Origin of the sequence: Paludisphaera mucosa (assembly GCF_029589435.1) — a bacterium.
In the GTDB taxonomy this organism is placed as follows: Bacteria; Planctomycetota; Planctomycetia; order Isosphaerales; family Isosphaeraceae; genus Paludisphaera; species Paludisphaera mucosa.
Genome location: NZ_JARRAG010000002.1, coordinates 2652487 through 2674456 on the forward strand (window position 1 = coordinate 2652487; position 21970 = coordinate 2674456).

The following is a 21970-nucleotide window of genomic DNA, read 5'->3' on the forward strand; positions in this document are numbered from 1 at the left end:
CTTGCACCGCCATGATACCCGCCTACATATCGATACTCGACACGGGAGGTCGGCGATGCCGGGTCGCGAGCGCAAGGTCGGCGAGTTCTGCTGGATCAACATGCTCACGTCCCGCCCGGAGGACGCCAAGGCCTTCTTCGGCGAGCTGCTGGGCTGGACGTACGGCGAGATCCCGGGGATGGGCTGGTTCATCGAGGTCGGGTCGAGCAAGATCGGCGGCCTGTTCGACCTGGACGGGCCCAACACCCCGCCGGGGACGCCGGCCGGGATCGGCGTCATGGTCAAGGTCGACGACGCCGACGCGACGGGTGAGAAGGCCAAGGCGCTCGGCGGTAGTGCCAAGCCCGCGTTCGACGTCGGCCCGCCCGGCCGCATGGCCGAGATCTTCGCGACCGACGGCGCCGCGATCGACGTCTGGCAGCCGAACCAGATGCCCGGCACCGATGTCGACGCCGGGCTCGCCGGAGCGCCGAGCTGGTTCGAGACGATGACCCACGACGGCGAGCGGGCCTCGCGGTTCTACGCCGACCTCTTCGGCTGGACGGCCGAGAAGTCGCCGAACCCGGCGGTCGACTACACCATCTTCAAGCTCGACGGAGCCAATATCGCGGGCCAGTTGACGGTCCCCGCCGACGCGGGCTATCCGCCGCCGTTCTGGGCCGTCTATTTCACCGTCGACGACCCCGACGCGACCGCGAAGAAGGCCGTCGAACTGGGAGGCCAGGTGATCGTCCCCCCGACCGACATCCCGGCCGTGGGCCGCTTCTGCGCCCTCAAGTCGCCGCAGGGCGTCTACTTCTACACCGTCCACTACACGATGGTTCCGTCTGCATCGACCTGAGCATCAGGACGACGGTTCGCTCGGGTTCGGCGCGATCGCCGACGGCCGATTTCAGGAGGACCGGCTCTCGACGGCGTGGATGCCGAGGTCCTTCGCCGATGCGCCCGCGGCGGGCCTCGGAGCGCGGCGACCGACGCGGGCGACGGGCGTCCTGGGACGGGTCCGGTCGGCCGTCTCGCGCAGCTTCGCGAGGGCCCGGGTTTCGATCTGGCGGACGCGTTCGGGGGTGCAGCCGCCGACGGCCCGGCCGACCTCCGCGAGCGTCCTCCGCTCGCAGGCGCCCAGGCCGAATCGCAGCCTGAGGATCTCGGATTCCCGGTTGCTCAGGACGCCCAGCCTCGCGTGCAGGCCGGCGACGTCTTCGGCGGCGATGACTTGCTCCTCGGCGCCGAGGGTCCGCTCGTCGGCGATCACCTTCAGGACGCCTCCGTCCTCGCCGGGCCAGGCTTCGTTGCAGCGGCCCAGGATTTCGAGGAGCCGCAGCGACTGCTCCATGTCGGCCTTTTGACGCGGGCTCAGTTCCAGGGAGTCGCCGATCTCCTCGTGCGTCGGAGTCCGTCCGAGGGCCCGTTCCAGCTCGCCCGCCGCCCGCCGCCACTTGCTCAGCATCTGGACCACGTGGCACGGCAGTCGGATCGGCCGGCCGGTGTTCGTCAGCGAGCGGCGGATCGCCTGCTTGATCCAAAGGCAGGCGTAGGTCGTGAAGCGGCAACCGGCCGAGGGGTCGAAGCCGTCGGCCGCCCGGATCAAGCCCAGGTTGCCGTCCGCGACCAGGTCCTCCAGGGGGAGCCCCCGGCCGAGGAACTGGCGGGCGACCTTGACGACCAGGCGCAGGTTGGCCCGCACCAGATGATTGCGAGCCGCGGCGTCCCCGCGCGCGATGTGGCCGGCGAGGTCGCGCTCCTCCTCGGCCGACAGCAGGGGGACCTCGCCGATGACGGACAGATAGGGATCGAGGATGCTTCCACGGGCGGGTTTTGCGGCGGGCAAGGAACGGCCTCCTTGGAGGTGTCGCGTTGCGTGTTTCCAGGCTGACGGGAGAGGGCGGATCGCGAAGGCTACACCGCGACCAAGGCCAGGCAGGCAGGCGAGCCGAGCCGGAGGCGCGCCCTGAGCCGCTCGTCGCGGAGCTCGGCGAGCGTTGCGGCGTAGAGGATCCCGACGTGTTCGGAACAGGCCCGGCCGAAGATTTCGTTCGCCCGGGCCGTCCCCCGGTAGCGACGAGCCTCGTCGAGGCGGGTCCGCAAATCACGGAGCCTCGATTCCAGCCGGGCCAGCCGATCGAGACGCTCCAGCAGATCGAAGAGCAGAGAGAGTCGAGGCGAGGTCGGCCGCTCCATCGTTCGCACTCCTTTCCCGGTCGGTGTCGCGAAGCCTTCTCGAAGCATGGCTTCAGTGTCGCGTGGGATCAGGATGTCAGCGATTCGGAGTTCACCCTAGATGGTGATCGGGACTTGCCCCTAGACGCCCTCAGGGCGAGTCGTCCCCGAATCTCGAAGCGCGCAGGGGCCGCCGCGGGGTCCGGGCGGACGCCCATGGTTCGATCCCGAACATCCTTTTGCGCGCTTAGGGCACCCGTTCCCGCAGGTCATCGCAGGCGTCCCCCCGCCTCGTCTTCGAGGCGGGGGGACGCGACGATTCGGATCACTCGCCGATCTCGACGACCACCGATTCGATGGTCCCCTTGAAGGCGTTCGGCGAGCCGTACGGGCCGACGGGGGCGTTGGCGTCGCGGCCCACCTGCAGGCCGTCGGCGGGCTGGCGGGAGATGAGGCGGCCCGCGACGGGCTCCGCGGCCTGGCCGTCGACGTCGAGCGTCAACCGGCCCGCCTGGTCGAGCCGGGCGATGATGTTGTGTTCGCCCGGGGCCAGCTCCGGGCCGATGATCCGCGCGGTGTTGGCGCGGCCGGCTCCGGAGCGGACGAGGAAGGTCGGGCGGGCGTCCTCGACGAAGAGGCTGAAGCCGGCGGCCGTCCCGCCGTGGGCCACGATCACGCCGTCGGGGGCCTTCGCCCGCGTCGTGACCTTCGCGGTGACGGCGAGCGGCCGGCCCTCGATGTGCGGCGCCGTGCGGCCGCGCAGCTCGGAGTCGGCCTTCAGCTCGAACCGGCGCTCGCGGCTGGGCGGGTCCTGATTCGCGTCGTCGCGCCAGGCCCCCAGGGGCAGGACGTTCGCCCGCGCGGCGTAGGCGTCCCAGGCGTCGGCGAGGGCCTTCGCGCGATCGGGGTGTTTCGCGGCCAGGTCGTGCAGCTCGGAGCGGTCCTCGGCGATGTTGTACAACTCCCACGGCTCGTTCGCCCTGGCGACCAGCTTCCAGTCGCCGTCGCGCACGGCGCGGTTGCCTTCGTGCTCCCAGAAGAGCGGCTGGGTGCGGCCGAGCGGCTCGCCCTGGAAGGCCGGGCGCAGGCTCACGCCCTCGCGAGGCTTGATGGGACGGCCGTCGACCTCGGCCGGATAGGCCGCGCCGGCGACGTCGACGCAGGTCGCCATGACGTCGATCAGGTGGCCGGGCTGGGGCTCCAGCTTGCCTTTCCGTTCGGGGCCGATCCCCTTCGGCCAGTGGGCGACGAGCGGGGTCGAGACGCCCCCCTCGTGCGTCCAGTGCTTGTATTCGCGGAAAGGGGTGTTGCTGACGTTCGCCCAGCCCCGGCCGTAGGCGACGAACGTGTCGGCCGGACCCGGCATGACGCCCGGCCCGGTGCGGACCTGGCGGCCGTCGCGGGTCTGCATCGGCGGGCCGCCCCTGAGCTGAACCTCGTCCGGGCCCAGCGGCTTCAGGCCCTCGACCGGCTGCTGAGGCTGTTCGCGGCCCGTCACCTCGGCGCAGGCGCCGTTGTCCTGAAGGTAGAGGATCAGCGTATTTTCAAGCTGCCCCGACTCCTTCAGCTGCGCGACGATCCGGCCCACGCCGGCGTCCATCGACTCGACCATCGCCGCGTAGACCTCCTTGCAGCGCGCCTCGCGGGCCTTGTCGTCGACGTCCTTCCAGTCGTCGGAGGCCGGGGTCAGTTCCGCATCGGCCGGGATGAGCCCCAGCTCTTTCATGCGCTTGAAGCGACCCTCGCGGACCGGGGCGTAGCCCGTGTCGTACTTGCCCGCGTACCTGGCGACGTCCTTCTCGGACGCGTGCATCGGCCAGTGGGCCGCCGTGTAGGCGACGTACAGGAAGAACGGCTTCTCGGGTGTCGCGGCCTTGTGGTCGCGGAGGTACTTCACCGCGTTGTCCGAGATGGCGTCGGTGTAGTAGAAAGACTCGGGCTTGTATTCCGGGTCGTTCTCGGGCGTGATGAGCGTCTCCTGGCGGCAGAGGTTGCCGGGGTCGAAGTAGCTCCCCGCGCCGATGATCGTGCCGTAATATTTGTCGAATCCGCGGCCCAGCGGCCAGGTGGCGCGATCGCCGTTGGGGCCGACGAACCGCGTGACGTGCCACTTGCCGACCATGTACGTCCCGTAGCCGGCCGGCCTCAAAACCTCGGCGATCGTCACCGCGTTGCGGTTGAGGACGCCGCGATAGCCGTCGTGGCCGCGGTCGTTCGTCATGTGCCCCATCCCGGCCTGGTGGGGGTACAGGCCCGTCAGCAACGAGGCCCGCGTCGGGCAGCACCGCGCGGTGTTGTAGAACTGCGTGAACCGCACGCCCCCCGCCGCCAGGCCGTCGAGGTTCGGCGTCGTCAGCTCGCCGCCGTAGCAGCCGAGATCCGAATAGCCCATGTCGTCGCTCAGGATGAGCACGATGTTCGGCCGCGACCCGTCGGCGGCCATCGCCGCCCCGTGACCAGCCCACCCCAGCACGACCAGCCCGGCGACCAGCGCCCCGCGAATGCTCGTCATCCCAAATCCTCCCCCCTCGACATAGCCTCGACGCGCCCGACCGTCATTCCCACGCCGATCCCGAGGCGCCCGAATCGGGATCTGCCAGATGTCGATCGATTTTATCGACTATACGAACGATACGACAGCGGCCCTCGCCTGACCTCAGGGTGAGCTAGTTCTTCAAGCTGCGTAGGTTCACGACCAACTCGTGGACCCTGGCGGCGTTGCGACGGAGGGCCGCGGCGACGTTGGTGACGCCCTGGAGGCGGAGCCAACTCACGGCGAGGTTCCGCAGGACGGCCAGGGCCTGGGGGCCGGAGCCGGTGCGGGTCCGGTTGGCGTCCTCGCCCAGCGTGACGTCGCGGACGTAGTGCAGCCCGTTCTCGATCGCCCAATGGCCCCGCGTCCAGGCCAGGAGCGTCGCGGCGTCGGCCCGGGATCGTGGGACGCTGGTGACGATGCATTGCACCTCGACCGTCGTCCGGCCCGCGGCCGTGATCGTCCGCTCCAGGCGGCCGACCTGGGCGGCGTGGGGCCAGTCGAGGTAGCCTCCCAGCATCGTCGTGACGGTCAGCCGTCGGCGTTCGACCCGGTCGCCGTGCTTGTCGACCGTGGTCGCCTCATCGCGCTCGGCGGCGGCCCGCCGCCGGGCGTAGGGGGGAAACCGGCGGCTCGCAGGCCGCCGCGACGTCCGCCAGGAGGGTCGGCTGGTTGGCGTCGACCTTCCAGAGGAAGTGGCCCCCGGCCTCGACGACCCGGCGGCTGAGGTCGCGTTGGCAGAAGGCGGCGTCGCCGGTGACGACGCGGCCCTCCAGGGCCAGCCCCTTCAGCAGTCGCAGGGCCGTCTTGTGCTCGTTGGTCTCGGCCGGGACGCGGGCCTGGGCGAGGACGCAGCCGGTGGCCTGGTCGAGGGCCGCCAGCAGGTGGACCGCCGGGGCGGCGCCCCGACGGCTCCCTCGCGAGGCCTTGCCGTCGATCGCCACGGCCCGCAGGCCGTCGGGGTCGACGTCGGGCAGGACGTGGTCGACCCAGCGGGCGACGGCCGCCTCGAAGGCGTCGGCGTCGAGCCGGAGGAAGACCTCGCGGACGGCGCCGTAGGAGGGGGGCCGACGCAGATAGCCCAGGCGGTGCATCAGCCCGATGGGCTGGTCGCGGCCCCACTGCGCGATCGCCGCGTAGCCGCGGCAGCCGCAGAGGATCGCGCAGCACGCGTGGGCGAGGATCGCGGCCAGGGGATGCCGCCGCCCCGACCGCTCGCGCGGGTCGGGGACCTCGGCCAGGAAGTCGTGCAGGCGCAGCGGGCGTCGGTCGTCCATCGGCGTCGACTCCAAAAAGTCGACAGCCTACCACAAATTAACGAACCGACTCACCCTGCGCCTGACCTTTCAGCAAGGCTCTGGCGGACGTCCCCGGGTTCGATCAAGATGAATGGTCATGAGCCACGCACACAATGCACCGCTGGGCCGGCATCTGCTCGATCGCCGGGGGTTCCTGTCGCACATGGCGACCGGCGTGGGGGGGATCGCGCTGAGCGCGATGCTGGCCGAGAAGGGGCTGCTCGCGGCCGACGCGAAGGCCGGGCCGCTCGCGGCGAGGCCGCCGCACTTCCCGGCGCGGGCGAAGCGGGTGATCCACATCTATTGCACCGGGGCCGTCAGCCAGCTCGACACCTGGGACTACAAGCCCGAGCTGATCAAGCGCCACGGCGAGCCCATGCCGGGCGCCGAGAAGTTGGTGACGTTCCAGGGCGAGAACGGGGCCCTGGCCAGAAGCCCCTGGGCGTTCAAGCCCCGCGGCGAGTGCGGCAAGCACGTCTCCGACCTGCTGCCGCACCTGGCCGAGCGGGTCGACGACATGTGCTTCATCCACTCGCTGACGTCGAAGACCAACACGCACGGCCCCGGCGAGATGTTCATGTCGACCGGGTTCACGCTCGAAGGCTTCCCGAGCATGGGCGCCTGGGTCAGCTACGCGCTCGGGACCGACGACCAGGACCTGCCGGCGTACGTCGCGATCCCCGACCCCCGGGGCGACCCGCAGCAGGGGCCCGCGAACTGGACCAACGGCTTCCTCCCGGCGGTGTACCAGGGGACCTCGTTCAACGCCGACAAGCCGATCCGCCACCTGGCGCGGCCCGAGAAGGTCTCGCCCGACGACGACCGCGCCACCCGCGACCTGATCCGCATCCTCAACGACGAGCACCTGGCGCGGAACCCGGGCGACGACGAGCTGTCGGCCCGGATCGCCGCCTATGAGCTGGCCGCGCGGATGCAGCTCAGCGCGCCCGAGGTCGGCGACCTCTCGCGCGAGAGCCCCGCCGTGCGCTCGCTCTACGGCCTCGACGACCCCAACCCGATCCTCGCCGGCTTCGGCCGCAACTGCCTGCTGGCCCGGCGGCTCGTCGAGCGCGGGGTGCGGTTCGTCACCCTGTTCAACGGGGCCTTCGCGATGGGCGAGGGCGCGCTCAACTGGGACGGCCACCGGCGGATCAAGTCGGACTACGACCGCCACGGGCCGATCCTCGACAAGCCGGCCGCCGCGCTCCTGACCGACCTGAAGGACCGCGGCCTGCTCGACGACACCCTGGTCGTCTGGTCGACCGAGTTCGGCCGGATGCCCACCTTCCAGAAGGGGACCGAGGGCCGCGACCACAACCCCAAGGGATTCACCGCCTGGCTCGCCGGCGCGGGGGTCAAACGCGGCTTCAGCTACGGCGCGACCGACCCCTTCGGCTACCAGGCCATCGAGAACGTCGTCGACGTCCACGACTTCCACGCCACGATCCTTCATCTGCTCGGACTGGACCACGAGCGGTTGACGTACTACAACAATGGTGCCCAGCGCCGGCTGACCGACGTCCACGGCCACGTCATCCGTGACGTCCTGACCTGACCCTGTCCTTCCGAACTTTCCACGCGTCTCGATCAAGGAGCCCTCCCATGTTCGCGCCCGCCGCCGCGCTCCTGATCGCGTCTCTCGCCGCGCTTGGCGGCGACCGAGGGGTCGATGACCCGAGGAACGTGGTCGAGCCGCTGGAGACGGTCGAGAAGCTCTGGGACGAGGGGACGTTCACCGAGGGGGGCGCGACGGCGGCCGACGGTTCGGTCCTGTTCTCCGACGTCGGCGACCGGGTGATGCGGTTCAACCCCAGCACCGGCGAGACCACGACCTTCCGCGAGCCCAGCGGCCGGGCCAACGGCATGATCTTCGACGTCCACGGACGCCTGATCGTCGCCGAGGGCGCCAACTCGGGCGGCGGCCGGCGGATCTCGATCACCGAGCTGGACGGATCCTGCCGCACTCTGGCCGACGGCTTCGAGGGCAAGCGGTTCAACAGCCCCAACGACGTCGCCGTCGATCGCAAGGGCCGCGTCTACTTCTCCGACCCCCGCTACGTCGGCGACGAGCCCCGCGAGCTGAGCTTCGAGGCCGTCTTCCGGATCGACCCCGACGGCCGAGTGGCCCGGCTGGCGACGACGGCCCAGAAGCCCAACGGCCTCGTGGTGAGCCCCGACGGCAGGACGCTCTACGTCGCCGACAACGGCCCCGACCGCCGGGCGCTGATCGCGCTCGACCTCGACGACAAGGGCGACGTCTCCCGCCCCCGCGTGATCCACGATTTCGGCGCCGCGCCGGGCGCCGACGGCCTGACCGTCGCCACCGACGGCCGCATCGTCGCCGCCACCCCCGAAGGCGCCGTCGTCTTCTCGGCCGAAGGCCGCCGCCTGGCGCTCATCCCCACCCCCGAGCCCGCCGCCAATGTCGAGTTCGGCGGCGACGGCGGCCGGATCCTCTACATCCTGGCCGGCAAAAGCCTCTACCGGATCCCCACCACCATGACGGGATTCCACGTCAAGGGCTCCTGAGCCCACCCGTACGGATTACAGGAGCTTCAGGCACGCCGGCGGCCGGCGACGTTGACGCCCGAGCCGATGATGAGGTCGTGGTCGTAGGTCCAGCGGTAGAGCCGGCCCGACTTCATCGGCGCGAGTTCGACCAGGTCCTCGAAGCCCTCCTCGTCGAACCAGGCGAGGAGTTCGTGGAGCGTGTGGTGGGACTGGTGCGGCGGCGCCCACCAATCGAAGTTGTCGCAGACGCGCAGGGTCCAGTCGGGGTGGGCCGAGAAGTTCACGAGCTTGTTCAGCGTCCGGTTCACGACCGGCACGCTCCCGAGCGCGCCCAGGCCGACGCAGGCCGGTTCGAGGACGCGGGCCGGCAGGCGGGTGGTCAAGGCCCGCAGGCCGGAGTTGAGCCACTCCTGCGGCGGGGTGTTCCGGCGGTAGAGCCAGACGGCCAGCCGGCCCCCCGGCCTGACGCGTCGCGCGATCTCGGCGAACGCGCGGCGAGGGTCGGGCGAGTGGTGCAGGACGCCGATCGAGAAGACCAGGTCGAACGCGGCCACGGCCACCGGCGGGTCGAGCAGGTCGCCCTGGACGATCTGCACGTTCGGCAGCCCCGCGCAGAGTTCCGACGCCTTCTCCACGGCGCTGCTGAGGTCGACGCCGAGGACCTTCGCCCCGTGCCCGCCGACGAGCTTCGCATACCGACCGCCGCCGCAGCCGGCGTCGAGCACCAGGCGGCCGGCCAACTCGTGCGGCGGGACGCCCGTCTTGGCCTCGAAGGTCGCCTCGTCCTCCTCGATCCGCGCGACGTCGTAGCGATTCCACTGCCGCCCGAAGCTGCCGACGTACGCCTCGCCCGCCAGCCGCGGCACCCCCCCGACGATCGGATAGCGTTCGGCGCCTCGATCGGCGACCAGCTCGTCCCCCTCGACGTGCATCGGCGATTTGGCGCCGGGCGAGCGCAGGAGTCCGATCAGCTCGGCGTTCAAGGCGGGTTCGGTCATCGTTCTCTCGGCGAGGCGCGGGCGGGTCGGTTATGCTCCGGGGATGCACGACGATCCCAGGCATGATCATACCGGGCCCCCCGCATGGCTGGAACACGTCCGCCGCCGCGCGGCCGGCTGGGCGGCCTCGGGGATCGGGCCCGGCTGGGTCGTGGCGGTTTCCGGGGGGGGCGACAGCGTGGGCCTCCTGCGGACGCTCCACGGCCTTCGCGAGGGGCTGGGCCTGCGATTGAGCGTCGCCCACCTCGACCACGGCACGCGCGGGGAGGCCGGCCGCGAGGACGGCCGGTTCGTCGCCGCGCTCGCGGAGGGGCTCGGGCTGCCGATCGACCTGGGGTCGTGGACGCCCGCCCGGAAGGGCCACTTCGAGGCCGACGCCCGCACTGCACGCTACACGTGGCTGGCCGAGGTCGCGCGAGCCCGGGGGGCGTCGGCCGTCGCCGTGGGGCACACGCGCGACGACCTCGCCGAGACGATTCTGCAGAGGATCGTCCGGGGCACGGGCCTGCGCGGGCTCGCCGGAATTCCCGCGCGGCGGCCGCTCGCGGCGGGCGTCGCCCTGGTTCGGCCGCTCCTCGGCGTCTCACGACGCGAGATCCGCGACGAGCTGGCGAGGCTCGGTCAGAGCTTCCGCGAGGACCCGACCAACGGCGACGTCGCGCGGACCCGAGCCCGGATCCGCCACGACTTGATCCCCCGGCTCGAAGCCGACTACAACCCGCAGGTCGTCGCCGCGATCGTCCGGCTGGGGCGACACGCGGCGGCGGATCGAAGGCTGCTGGACGCGGTCGTCGGCTCGCTGTCGGCGTCGGTCGTCCGCGAGGCCGGTCCGGATCGGATCGTCTTCGACGCCCGGGCCGCCGCGGGGCTCGATCAGCTGCTGGCCGCCGAGGTCGTCCGCCGCGCCTGGCGCGCCGCCGACTGGCCGGAGCGTGCCATGACGGCGAGCCGTTGGGGCCGGATCGCCAGGGGCCTCGTCCGCGGCTCGCGCGAGGACCACCTCGGCGCGGGGGCCTCGCTGCACGTCGAGGGCGACGGCCTCGTGCTGGAGCGGGGCGCCCGGTCGGAGATCGCCGTCCCCGAGATCGCCTCGACGGTCCTGGATGGGCCGGGCTCGGCCGCCGTCCCCTGGGCCGCCGCCCGGATCGAGGCCGAGATCCTCGACGAATCCCCGGCCGGTTTCGACGAGGTCGTCGACCTGGATCGGGTCCGTTTCCCGCTCGTCGTGCGCACGCCCCGGCCGGGCGACCGCTGGGATCCCCTGGGGATGGCCGGGCGTCGCCAGCGGCTCGTCGAATTCCTCCGCCTGCGAGGCGTCCCGCGAGAGCGCCGTGCGAGCGTCCCCGTGGTGGCCGATCGGTCGGGCGTCATCTGGGTCGTCGGCCATCGGATCGCCGAGCGCGTGCGGACGAGCGAGGCGACGTCGCGACGCCTGGGCCTGCGATGGCGGACGGCCCCGTCTGAAGTTGACGGACCCGACGGATTGCCATAGGATTCGCGCCGACGTCGGGCGGCATCGCCTGGGGGGATGGAGCCGGTCCAGGTCCCGGGTCAGGAGGCCGCGCATGCCGCGAACGCCGGGACGGACCAGCTTGCTCGGAAGGCTCCCCGCCCCGAGCCTGGGGCTCGCGGTCGAGGCGGGGCTGCTCTTGAGAGTGGCGGCGGCCGACCTCGTCGAGTGGCGGGTTCGACGCGGCGGCGGCAATCGGGTCTGCCTGCTCCCGGACGCCGAGGGTTACTGGAAGCTCGCCCAGACGATCCGCGACGGCGAAATCTTCCAGATCGTCGAATGGGGCGACATCCCCCACTTCGCCCTCCGCACGCCCGGCTATCCGCTGTTCCTCGCCGCCTGCCGCACGGTCCTGGGCGACCGGCCGCTGGGGGCGCGGCTCGTCCAGGCGGGCCTCGGCGCGGCGTGCGTCTGGCTCGTCTACCGGCTGACGCGGTCCGTGATCGACGGCGAGGCGGGCCGGCGGACGGCCGTCGTCGCCGCGATGCTGACGGCGGTGCACCCCTATTTCGTGATCATGTCGGCGCTCCTGCTCTCCGAGGCCGTCTTCACCCCGCTGCTCCTCGCCTTCCTGTGGGCCCTGGCCGTTCTCTGGAAACGCGGCGACGTCCGGTCGTCGCTCGCCCCGGGGCTCGGTGCGGGATTGGCGGCGGGGGCGGCGACGCTGACGCGGCCGTCGTGCGTGCTCTTCTTCCCGGCGGCGATGGGGGCCTGGGCCGTCCATCAGGCCGTCGCCAGGCGGGCGGTCCGGCCGGCGGCGGTCGGCGTGCTGGTCGCGGCGGCGGGCTTCGCGGCCGTGATGGGCCCCTGGTGGGTTCGCAACCAACGGGTCTACGGCGAATTCGTGCCGACGGCCCTCTGGATGGGCGCGAGCCTCTACGACGGCCTGAACCCCAACGCGACCGGCGCCAGCGACATGCGGTTCCTCAAGGATCCCGACGTCTGGCCGCTGGGCGAGCAGGACCAGGACGCGCTGCTGAAGCGTCGGGCGTTCGCGTTCGTCCGCGACCAGCCGGCGCGGGCGGCCTGGCTGGCCCTCGTGAAGCTGGGACGCTACTGGAGCCCATGGCCCAACGCCGAGGGGGTCCGTTCGTTGTGGCTGACGGTCGCGGCGGGCCTGACGATGACGCCCCTGCTCGCGTTGACGGCGCTGGGGCTCTGGACGCTCCGCCGCGACCCGAGGACCTGGGTTCTGCTGGCGGGGCCGATCCTCTATTTCGGCATGGTCCATGCGGCGTTCGCCAGCTCGATGCGGTACCGGACGCCCGGCGAGGTCCCCGCGATGGGCCTGGCGGCCGTCGGGATCCTCCGCGTCGGCGACCGGGCTTCGCGACGGGCCGCGACGGGCTGAGCATTTCGGGGGAGAGGCGTGACATGCGGTTCGGGCGGCGGCTGGCCAAGATCCTGATCTGGGGCGCCCTGGTCGGCGTGCTGCTGACGGCGGCGGCGACCTGGTTCGCCTACGCCTTCGTCACCGACGGCGACACGGTCGCGCGGCTGATCCAGGCGGAGCTGCGGCGCTTCTTCCCGCGGGCGGAGTTCGCCTTCGGCAAGGTCGACTTCCGGCCCCTGCGCGGCAAGGCGACGCTCAAGCAGATCACGGCGAACCAGACCGTCGAGGGCCGAACGTTCCCGACCGCGTCGATCCTCTGGCTGGAGCTGCGGTTCAACCCCTGGCGGCTGCTGCACGGCGAGCTGGAGACGACTGAGGTCGTCGTCAGCCGGCCCACCCTCCGCCTCCTCCGCAAGCAGGACGGCGGCTGGAACATCCTCGACCTGCCGGCGAAGCCCTGGCCCCACGCGACCATCGAGAATCCGCCCCCCGTCAAGATCCTCAACGGCACGGTCGAGCTGGTCGTCGAGGCCGAGTCCGGCTCGACCTCTCCCGCCGGCGTCGAGCCCGACGAGGCCCCGGCCGCCATCCTCCGCGACGTCATGCTCACGGTCCAGCCGGCCGAACGCGGCCGGTTCCAGTTCGAGGGCTCGGCCCGCGGCGACCTGTTCAACCGGATCGACCTCAAGGGGACGATCGACCCCGCGACCGGCGACCTGGACCTGGAAGGCGGGCTCGTCGACCTCACGATCTCCGACACCCTCCGCCGCCGCCTGCCGGCCGAGGCGGTCGCCGGCTTCGACGCCCTGGCGCTCAAGGGGGGCGACGTCGACCTCGACCTCACGTCGCTGGCCTATCGCCCCGGCGCGGCCCCCGTAGACCGCCTGAAATACGACCTGACGGCGCACCTCCGCGGCGGCGTCTGCGCCTGCCCGACGCTCCCCTTCCCGATCAACGACCTGGCGGCCCACGTCGGCTTGCGCGACGGCGAGCTGACGATCCACCAGGCCGAAGGCTCCAACGGCGCGACCCGCATCCGCGCGTCGGGGAGGCTGGGGAAGGGCGACCCGGCCGCGACCCCGCTCGACCTCAAGGTCGAGGTCTTCGATCTCGACCTCGACGAACGGCTCAAGAAGCAGACGCCGCCGCAGTTCGCCGAGCTTTGGGACGTCTTCAAGCCCAAGGGGCGGATCGACGTCGCGGCGAGGATCGCCCGGACGGTCGCGGGGGGCCCGGTTGCGGTGGACGCGGCCGCGAAGCTCAAGGACGTCTCGGCCGTCTACCGCCACTTCAAGTATCCCCTGGCGAACCTCAAGGGGCTGCTCCACCTGGCGGGCCGCCGGCTCACGGTCGACCTGAACGGCCCGATCGGCGACAAGCCGGCCAAGCTCCACGGCACGGTCGACGACCCCGGCCCCGACGCCATCGTCGACCTGACGGTCGAGGCCGAGGCGATGCCGATCGACGCGACCTTCATGGAGGCGCTGCCGCCGGACGTCCGCCGCTGGGTCGACCGCTTCAAGCCGAAGGGGTCGGTCCAGGCCGAGGCCCGCATCTTCCGCCAGCCCCTGGTCGGCCCCCCCCTGCTCGGCCCCGACGGCCGACCGGTCAGCGTCGCCCAACGCGAGCGCGACGCCCAGGGCCGGCTGGCGATCGACGCGCGACTCGACCTCGACCCCCGGCGCTGCGAGATCACCTGGGAAGGCCTCCCCTTGCCCGTGCGGAACCTCTCGGGCCGGCTGGAGCTGCATCCGGACCTCTGGATCTTCAAAAACCTGCAGGGCCGCAACGGCCAGGCCGTCCTCGACGGCTCGGGCCGGGTCGAGAAGCTCCCCGGGGCCGACCTCCCCAACGGCGACCCGCCGCTGCGGATCGGCATGACGCTCAACGCGCGGAACCTGCCGTTCAACGCCGAGCTGCGGCAGGCCCTCCCCGCCGCCTGGGAGAAGACCTGGAAGTTCATCAACCCCGAGGGCGCGACCGACGTCGACGCCGAGATCGCCGTCGAGACCGGCAAGCCCGACCAGACCCGGGTGACGATCACCCCCCGCCCCGAGTCGCACGTCCGCCTGGTGGTCCCCAGGTCGCCCGGGCCGGGCGTCGAGCCCGGCGCGACGATCGAGCTGCGGATGCAGGACGCCCTCGGCTCGTTCGAGCTGGTCAACGGCAAGGTCGCGATGCGCGACGTCCGGTTCAACTTCCACGGCGCTCCGGTGCGGTTCCCCGAAGGGTCGGTCGTGGTCGAGGACAGCGGGCGGTTCGACCTGGCCGTCCGCGACCTGTGGGTGAGCGACCTGCTGTTCAACGCCAAGCTGCGGCGGATCATGCCCTCGCTGATGGCCCAGTTCGCGCTCCGGCTGGACGACGGCAAGCCGTTCACGGCCCGGGGGGACATCAAGATCGGCTGGAGCGGCGAGGCCGACGTGCCGGCGTGGTGCCAGTGGGAAAACACGCGGGTCATCCTCGTCGACAACCAGCTCAAGACGGGCATCCCCGTCGAACACCTCCAGGGCGTGTTCCGGGACGTCAAAGGCCGATCCGACGGCAAGTACCTGCAGGTCCGCGGCATCCTGGACATCCGCAGCGCCAGCGTCGCCGGGCTGCAGCTTTCGGACGTGCAGGCGCCGCTGATCGTCGAGGGGGGCGTGGCCCGGCTGGATAGCCTCAAGGGGCGGTTCCTGGGCGGGCAGATCTACGGCGATGGCTCGATCACGCTCGACCAGACCCCGCGCTATTCCGGCTCGGTGCAGCTCGCGGGCGCGGACCTCCACGAATACGCGATGAGCCTTTCCGGCCGGCAGTCGTTCCGGGGGCTGGTCAACGCCAAGGCGGAGTTCAACGGCCTCGGCTCGGACATCCACTCGCTCCAGGGACGCGGCGAGGGGCACGTCGTCGACGGCGATTTGGGCGAGCTGCCGTTCGTGCTCCGCATCGTCAAGGAACTCGCCCGCGTCCTGACGTTCAACACGGCGCGGCGCGACGGCAAGACGATGTTCGACTCCGCCGACATCGCCTTCCGGATCATCAACGGCACCACCCACTTCGACGAGATCAAGCTGACCGGCAGCCCCATCAGCCTGCAGGGCGAAGGGACCCGCGACACGTTCGACAACATCGACATGAACCTCAACGTCGTCTACGGCCGGAAGGGCGTCGAGGTCCCGCTCCTGGGCCCGGCGATCCGCGAGGCCGGCAGCCAGCTCGTCAAGATCCACATCGGCGGCACGCTGGCCCAGCCCCGGCCCGAGCCGAAGTTCGTGCCCAACCTCCGGCCCAGCGTCCGCCGCGTCCGCCAGTGACGCGCCGCGGGGATTCCCGCGACCGTCCTTCCCGCGGTCGTCCCCGTCGTAGTATCCTCGGATGCGGGAGGAACACCGCATGCGCCCGATCCGATCCGTCTTCGCCCTCGTCGCCGCCGCCTCGACCCTCGCGGGGGCGTCCCGCGCCGAGGAAGGGCCGGCCGCGAAGAAGCTGACCCTCGTCGCCCCGATGAACGAGGGGGTGAACATCACCGGGATCAACGGCCGCGGCGACGTCGTCGGCTTCCACTGGGAGCCCGAGAACGGCAACCCCGACATCCTCTACGAGGCGCCCTTCTTCGCCAAAGGGGCCGAGGTCGCCCGCCTCCCCCTGTTGAAGACGTACACCGCGACGTTCCCGGCCGCCGTCAGCGACGACGGCCTGGTCGTCGGCCGTGCGAGCAAGCCGGGGGCGCCCAACGCCTTCGTCTACCTCCGCAACCAGGCGTTCGTCTGGACCGCCGCGAAGGGGATCCAGGGGCTGGGCGCGCCCGAGGGCGACGGCGCCTCGATCGCCACGGGCGTCAGCCGCGACGGCCGCCGCATCAGCGGGATCGGCGTCGGCGACTATCGCCTCCGCGGCCTCTTGTGGGAGCGCGAGGGCGACGGCTGGAAGTCGGTCGTCCTCCCCGACGCCGGCCAGCTCGGCTCGAACGTGCTGGCCATCAGCCCCGACGGCCGCCGCCTGGCCGCCGTCCAGAAGGGCGAGACCTCGCTCTGGACCGAGGCCGAGCCCGGCGTCTGGAAGCGCGAAGGCCTCGCCGGCGAGGAGAAGGTCCTCATCCCTCGCGGCGTGAACGACGCCGGGCTCGTCGTCGGCTTCCGCAACGACCCCGACGGCCGCCTCCACGCCATGGTCTGGGGCCGCGAGGGCGGGGTGAAGTCGCTGGAAACGCCCCCGGGCTTCGAGCACTCCCAGGCCAGCGCGGTGAACAACGCGGGCGACGTCGTCGGCCAGATCGACGGCCCCCACGGCCAGCTCCCGGGCCCTCGCGCCTTCCTCTACCGCGACGGCAAGCTCCGCATCATCGACGAGTGCGGGCCGGACTTCGTCTGGGCCACCGCCGTCAACGATCAGGGCCAGGTCGCCGGCGTCCTGGAGAAGGAAGAGGAAGAGGTCCACGCCGACCCCGCCAAGGCCGATCCCGCGAAGAAGCCCTGAGGGCCCCGACCGACCACGATCCCGCGATCAGGCGACGCGATGCGGCTCGATACGACCGGCCGCATCGCGTCCTTTTTTCGGATTCGGATCGACGAACCCGCTCATGCGTCCGGCCGCGCCCTAGGATGGCAGCAGTGGTCCAATTCCCCTTCGCGGAGACTCTGCACCGATGGACTCGCCGGAACCGCCGATCCCCCGCCGCCCCCTGCTGGTCGCCGCCCTGACCGCCGTCGTCGCGCCCGCTCGCGCGCTCGCCCAGGGCGTCCCGGACCGGACGATCGCCGCCCCTTCGGGCTTCGCCGTGCAGTTCCGCCACCCGATCGAAGAGCTGATCGGCGACCTCCTCGGGACCGAGCGCGGCGACCCCCGGATGCAGGCGTCGGTCCCGCATCGCGAGTGGTATTCCGAGCACGTCCTGCGGAAGTTCGGCGCGTGGGGGCCGTCGCCCCGGGCCTACCCGCCGGCCGCGATCGCCGAGGGCAAGTCGACGGAGTGGCGGCGCGAGCGGGTCCTCGCCGAGGCGCTCCGATTCCTGGGATACGGCTACCAGCACCACCACGTCCCCGACTGGGATCCGCCCGCCGAATGGCCCTGGAAGTCGACGTGCGTCGGGAGCAACGGCAAGGGCTTCGATTGCAGCAACTTCACCAGCTTCGTCTACAACCAGGGCTTCGGCGTCCGCATGAGCAGCGCCGTGGAGCGCCAGGCCGAGACGCGCCATGCCGAACTCGGTCCCGAGGGCCGGCCGATCCCGCTCGGCCGCGTCGAGCTGGCCGAGAGTTACGCGGAACGTATCCAGACGCTGCGAACCGGCGACCTGGTCTACATCCGGGGAAAGCCGGGCGGCCCGATCACGCACGTCATCCTCTGGGTCGGGCCGATCGGCCGATCGGCGTCGGGCGCGCCGCTGATCCTCGACAGCCACGGCTCGGGGGTCGACGACGACGAGGGCCGGCCGATCCCCTGCGGGGTCCAGCTCCGCCCCTTCCGCGAGAAGTCCTGGTACAACCGCTGCGCCAGCCACGCCCATCGGGTGTTCGAGGAGCGCGAGGAGCACCTCGGTCTCCGGCGGTAAGTCAGGCGGGCGCGGGCTCGCGGCCGATGCAGACGATCGAGATGTCGTCGAGCGGCGGGCGGTCTTTCAAGTGCTGGCCGAGCATCCCCAGGATCGCCTCGCCGACCTGGTCGGCGCCGCCGTCGCTGCGGGCGAGCAGCGACCTGAGGCGTTCGAGCCCGAGCGCCCCGCCCAGGTCGTCTACGGCGTCGACGAGGCCGTCGGAGTAGAGCACGACGACTTCGCCGGGCTCCATGTCGAACTGGGAAGGCTCATACGCCGCGTCGCGTTCGACGCCGAGCGGGGTGCCCGCGCCGGGGCATTCGAGCGCCTCCACCCGGCCGTCGGCCCGTCGGGCCAGCGGCGAGGGGTGCCCGGCCGAGGCGACGGTCAGGCGGTGGGACCCCGGGTCGACCTCGGCCAGCAGCATCGTGACGAACCGGTTGACGACCCCCGAGTCGTAGCAGCTCCGGTTCACGTAGGCCAGGACGTCTTCCGGGGGGAACCCGGCGCGGGCGAGGAGGCGGACCTCCGGGCAGACGCCGGCCATGAGGATCGCCGCCGACATGCCGTGGCCGGCGACGTCGCCCAGGCTCACGCACCAGCGCGTCGGGGCCGTCGGGGGGGCGTCGGGGTCCTCCACCCGGATGTAGTCGTAGAGGTCGCCGCCGACGTCCTCCGCCGTGCGATAGAACTCCCAGAAGGTGTACCCGGGGACCTCGGGGCGGGCCCGCGGCAGCAGCGCCCGCTGGATCTCGGCGGCGGCGGCCCACGAGGCTTGCTCGCGCAGCAGGCGGTCGTTCTCGACGACCGTGGCGATCGGCACCGCCAGGGCTGCGAGCAGGTCCAGGTCCTCGTCGCGGAACCGCGCCATGGGCGAGGCCCCGTCGAGCTGGATCAGGCCGAGCGGCCGGCCGTCGCGGCCCAGCAAGGGGGCGCAGATGGCCGTGCGAATGGCCGCCGAGAGGCTCTCCCGGTCCTTGAACCGCTCGTCGACGAACACGTCCTTGATGAGGAGCGCCCGGCCGTTGCGGAGCACTTCCTCGACGATCGTCCGGCTGAGGACGGGGGGGCGGCCGACCGGCCCCTTGACCTTGCGGAAGGCCCGCAGAGGCAGCGAGCCGTCGATCTCGGCCGTCGCCACGAAGCCCCGCTCCGCCCGCGGCAGGATCGACATCAGGCCCTCCAGCGCGCGGGCCAGCCGCTCGTCCAGGTCGGACGCCCCGCCCAGGGCCTTGACGACGTCGAGCACGCCCCGCAAGGCCTCGGCCGGGTCGGCGGCGCGCTGGACCAGGCTCGACGAGCTGAGGTCGTCGAGCGAGCCCAGCACGGTCGACTTCGCCACCTCGCTGGGCCCGCCGACGCGTGCGGCCGGCTCGTGGAAGATGAACTCGAAGTCTACGATCCGGATCCGCGACCCCTCGCGCACCAGCGTCGGCTCAAACGGCTTGAGCCGCACGCCGTCGACGTGGGTCGCGTTGCGGCTCATCAGGTCGACCACGCGGTACGAGCCGTCGAACCGCCGCTCCACCCGCGCGTGGTAGAGCGAGACCTTGGGGTGGTCGAGCGTCACGCCGACCAGCGGGTGGCGGCCGATGTGCAGGTCGGTGCCCCGCAGCTCGATCATCCGCTCGGTCTGCCCGTTCCGCAGCAGCTCCAGCGTGGCGCCGACGCCTTCCGAGAAGATCATGAGTCCGCCCCCGCCCCGCGCCGAACGACCGATCCGGGCCCGCGACGCGCGCAGGCCCCCCCGGCGAGGGAGTCGCTCGCGTCGCCCTGACTGTACGCACGTCGGCGCGTCATTTTACAGGGACTGCGGCGGGAATCCCGATTCCGGCCCGGCCGGCCGAGCGGCCTCACTTCCCGGCCCCGGGCTCGCCGAGGAGGAAGCTCTTCAGGAAGAGGACCTCGACGGCCTGCTGGTAGTCCTGATTCGACTTCTTGGCGAAGCCGTGGCCCTCGTTCTTGCCGACCACGTACCAGACCGGGACGCCATTCTTCTTCACCGCGGCCACGAGCTGCTCGGACTCGGAGAGCGGGACGCGCGGGTCGTTGGCCCCCTGGACGACCAGGATCGGGGTCTTGATCTTGTCGGCGTTCTTCAGCGGCGAGACCCGCTCCAGGAACTCGCGCATCTTGGGGTCGCGCTCGTCGCCGTACTCGGCGCGGCGGAGGTCGCGGCGGTAGCCCTGGGTGTTCTGCAGGAAGGTCACGAAGTTCGAGATGCCGACGACGTCGATCCCGCACTTGATCCGGTCGTTGTACGTCGTCTGCACCGCCAGCGACATGAACCCGCCGTACGAGCCGCCGGCGACGGCCACCCGCGACTTGTCGAGGTCGGGCTGCGAGGCGACCCAGTCGAGCAGCGAGCCGACGTCCTTGACCGGGTCCTCGCGCAGGAAGCCGTCGTCGAGCTTCAGGTACGACTTGCCGTAGCCGTCCGAGCCCCGCACGTTGGGCTCGATGAGGACGATTCCCAGCTCGTTGATCAGGTAGTTCAGCCGGCCCATGAAGCCGGGTCGGAACTGGGCCTCGGGGCCGCCGTGGATCTGGATCAGCACCGGCCGCGGGCCGGCCGACTTCGCGGCGGGGCGGTACACGAAGGCCGGGATCGTCTTGCCGTCGAAGGACCTGTAGTGGATCAGCTCGGGCGAGACGAACGTCGAGACGTCGAGGCCGCCGGTCTCGCTCTCGGTCCAGCGTTCGAGGGGGCCGACCGCGCCGTTTCCGGGCCTTTGGGCCAGGTCGATCGAGAAGACGTCCGACGACGCCTGGGCCGAATCGAGCGTGAATCCGATCTCGTGCGCGTCGGGGCGGAACTCCACGCCGGAGAGCCGACCGACCGGGGGAGAGGGATTTCCGATTTCGGCCCCGGTCGCCGTCTGGTAGACGTGCGGGACGCTCTGGCCGTCCTCGTTCGTGACGGCGACGACGCGCATTCCGTCGTCGGACAGGTCGAATTCCTCGACGTCCCAGGGGACTCCCTGGGTGAGCCACGTCTCGGCCCCCGTCTCCAGGTCGTAGCGGGCGAGGCGGCGGGACTCGTTCCCCTTGTCGGACGTGTAGAAGATCGCCTTGCCGTCCTTCGACCACCTCGGCCCTCCGACCGCGACCTTCGGGGCGTCGGCTGCGGGCCTCGGCGTGATCGTCTCGACCGCGCCGGTGGCGACGTCGACCAGGTGCACGTACGACTCGTTGATCGAGACGGCCTCCTCGACGGCCACTCGCTTACCGTCGGGCGACCAGTCGGCGACGGTCCACTGGCCGGAGACCTCCTTGAGGAGCCGGCGGAAGGCGGGGTCGGCGGGCGAGGCGACGTACAGGTCCATGTCCTTGCCGTTGCGGGCGTTGCTGCTCCACGCCAGCAACTCGCCCGAGGGGGACCACTTCGGCGAAGCGTGCCGGCTCTTGCCGTCGCTCAGCCGCACGGGCTCGCCGCCGGCGCGGTCCTGGAGGAAGAGCTGGTAGTTCTCGGCCCCCCCCTCGTCCATCGTGAACAGGAACTGGTCGCGCCTCGGCCGCGGCGACGCCCCCAGGACGCGTTCGGGCAGGAACGTCAACTGCCGCCGCGCCGCGCCGGGGGCGGCGACGTGGTGGACCTGCATCGTATCGGCGAATCGGGTCGTGATGTAGACGGCCCGCGGCTTGTCCTCGTCCCAGCCCTGGAACGTCGCCGTGCGGATGTTCTGGTAGCGATTCAACGCCGAGGCGATCGACCTGGGGATCGCCGGCACGCCCTCCGCCCGGATCGTCTCCGGCACGGGGATGGTCGGCTCCTGGGCCGTGGCGAAGGTCCCGAGCGCGAGGACGGCGACGAAGAACGGCGCGGCTCGATGCATGTCCCGGAACTCCCCTGGGGTCGTTGCGAATCTGCGGTGCGGCGCGCGCAATCCGCGGTTTCGATGCATAGTCTCTACAGGGGCGCTGCGCGCGAAGAGGGTCGACGAGACGCCCGCAGTCGATGTCGAGAGGCGATTTGAAGAAAAAATGGACGACCGAAGCCAATTCCTGCGAGCGAAAAACGAGCCTAAACCGTTTAAATAATAGATCTTAAGTCGAATGGGTTCATTGGTCGCCCGGGGCGAACGGAGCCGATTCGAAGCCGAACCGCG

15 protein-coding genes and 1 pseudogene are annotated in these 21970 nt (G+C 71.4%); 8 read left to right on the forward strand and 8 right to left on the reverse strand.

The features are described 5' to 3' along the window. Nucleotides 1–55: 55 nt before the first annotated feature. A complete protein-coding gene (locus tag PZE19_RS19855; protein ID WP_277862341.1) occupies nt 56–841 on the forward strand; it encodes a VOC family protein in 786 nt (261 codons plus the stop codon). 51 nt (nt 842–892) lie between these two features. Here PZE19_RS19855 and PZE19_RS19860 read toward each other — a convergent pair whose 3' ends face one another. From PZE19_RS19860 to PZE19_RS19880, 5 genes and pseudogenes are all read right to left on the reverse strand, one after another. Continuing rightward, entirely contained in the window at nt 893–1831 is a 939-nt protein-coding gene (locus tag PZE19_RS19860; protein WP_277862342.1) for a sigma-70 family RNA polymerase sigma factor, read from the reverse strand. Nucleotides 1832–1899: 68 nt separating this feature from the next. Beyond that, nucleotides 1900–2181, reverse strand: a complete 282-nt coding sequence (locus tag PZE19_RS19865; RefSeq protein WP_277862343.1) for a hypothetical protein — start codon at nt 2179–2181, stop codon at nt 1900–1902. Nucleotides 2182–2485: 304 nt separating this feature from the next. Further along, complete coding sequence (locus PZE19_RS19870) at nt 2486–4672, reverse strand: arylsulfatase (RefSeq protein ID WP_277862344.1); 2187 nt, start codon at nt 4670–4672, stop codon at nt 2486–2488. Between the two features lie 154 nt (nt 4673–4826). Continuing rightward, nucleotides 4827–5240: pseudogene (locus PZE19_RS19875) on the reverse strand (transposase); the annotation flags it as partial. 34 nt (nt 5241–5274) lie between these two features. Continuing rightward, complete coding sequence (locus PZE19_RS19880) at nt 5275–5970, reverse strand: ISAs1 family transposase (protein WP_277862053.1); 696 nt, start codon at nt 5968–5970, stop codon at nt 5275–5277. A 118-nt stretch (nt 5971–6088) separates the two neighbouring features. Here PZE19_RS19880 and PZE19_RS19885 point away from each other — a divergent pair, with 118 nt between their 5' ends. Continuing rightward, nucleotides 6089–7546: a DUF1501 domain-containing protein gene (locus PZE19_RS19885; protein ID WP_277862345.1), complete on the forward strand. Its 1458-nt coding sequence runs from the start codon at nt 6089–6091 to the stop codon at nt 7544–7546. Between the two features lie 47 nt (nt 7547–7593). Continuing rightward, on the forward strand, nt 7594–8520 hold the full coding sequence (locus PZE19_RS19890; protein WP_277862346.1) for an SMP-30/gluconolactonase/LRE family protein: 927 nt from the start codon (nt 7594–7596) through the stop codon (nt 8518–8520). Between the two features lie 26 nt (nt 8521–8546). On the opposite strand, the gene PZE19_RS19895 is transcribed toward PZE19_RS19890, so the two are convergent. Further along, nucleotides 8547–9500 (reverse strand): methyltransferase domain-containing protein, encoded by a 954-nt coding sequence (locus PZE19_RS19895; protein WP_277862347.1) that lies wholly within the window; start codon nt 9498–9500, stop codon nt 8547–8549. Between the two features lie 43 nt (nt 9501–9543). Here PZE19_RS19895 and tilS point away from each other — a divergent pair, with 43 nt between their 5' ends. The 5 genes from tilS to PZE19_RS19920 all read left to right on the forward strand — a co-directional run bounded on the left by tilS (nt 9544) and on the right by PZE19_RS19920 (nt 17879). After that, a complete protein-coding gene (tilS, locus tag PZE19_RS19900; RefSeq protein ID WP_277862348.1) occupies nt 9544–10992 on the forward strand; it encodes a tRNA lysidine(34) synthetase TilS in 1449 nt (482 codons plus the stop codon). Nucleotides 10993–11065: 73 nt separating this feature from the next. Then, nucleotides 11066–12361: a glycosyltransferase family 39 protein gene (locus PZE19_RS19905; protein WP_277862349.1), complete on the forward strand. Its 1296-nt coding sequence runs from the start codon at nt 11066–11068 to the stop codon at nt 12359–12361. A 23-nt stretch (nt 12362–12384) separates the two neighbouring features. Beyond that, complete coding sequence (locus tag PZE19_RS19910) at nt 12385–15642, forward strand: AsmA family protein (protein WP_277862350.1); 3258 nt, start codon at nt 12385–12387, stop codon at nt 15640–15642. A 79-nt stretch (nt 15643–15721) separates the two neighbouring features. After that, nucleotides 15722–16804, forward strand: coding sequence for an HAF repeat-containing protein (locus PZE19_RS19915; protein WP_277862351.1), 1083 nt, complete (start codon nt 15722–15724; stop codon nt 16802–16804). Nucleotides 16805–16973: 169 nt separating this feature from the next. Next, a complete protein-coding gene (locus tag PZE19_RS19920) occupies nt 16974–17879 on the forward strand; it encodes an NlpC/P60 family protein (protein ID WP_277862352.1) in 906 nt (301 codons plus the stop codon). A gap of 1 nt (nt 17880) precedes the next feature. On the opposite strand, the gene PZE19_RS19925 is transcribed toward PZE19_RS19920, so the two are convergent. Beyond that, nucleotides 17881–19548, reverse strand: coding sequence for a SpoIIE family protein phosphatase (locus PZE19_RS19925; RefSeq protein WP_277862353.1), 1668 nt, complete (start codon nt 19546–19548; stop codon nt 17881–17883). A gap of 166 nt (nt 19549–19714) precedes the next feature. Next, the gene (locus PZE19_RS19930; protein ID WP_277862354.1) at nt 19715–21697 is read right to left on the reverse strand and encodes a S9 family peptidase; all 1983 of its coding nucleotides are present in this window, start codon (nt 21695–21697) and stop codon (nt 19715–19717) included. Nucleotides 21698–21970: the final 273 nt, after the last annotated feature.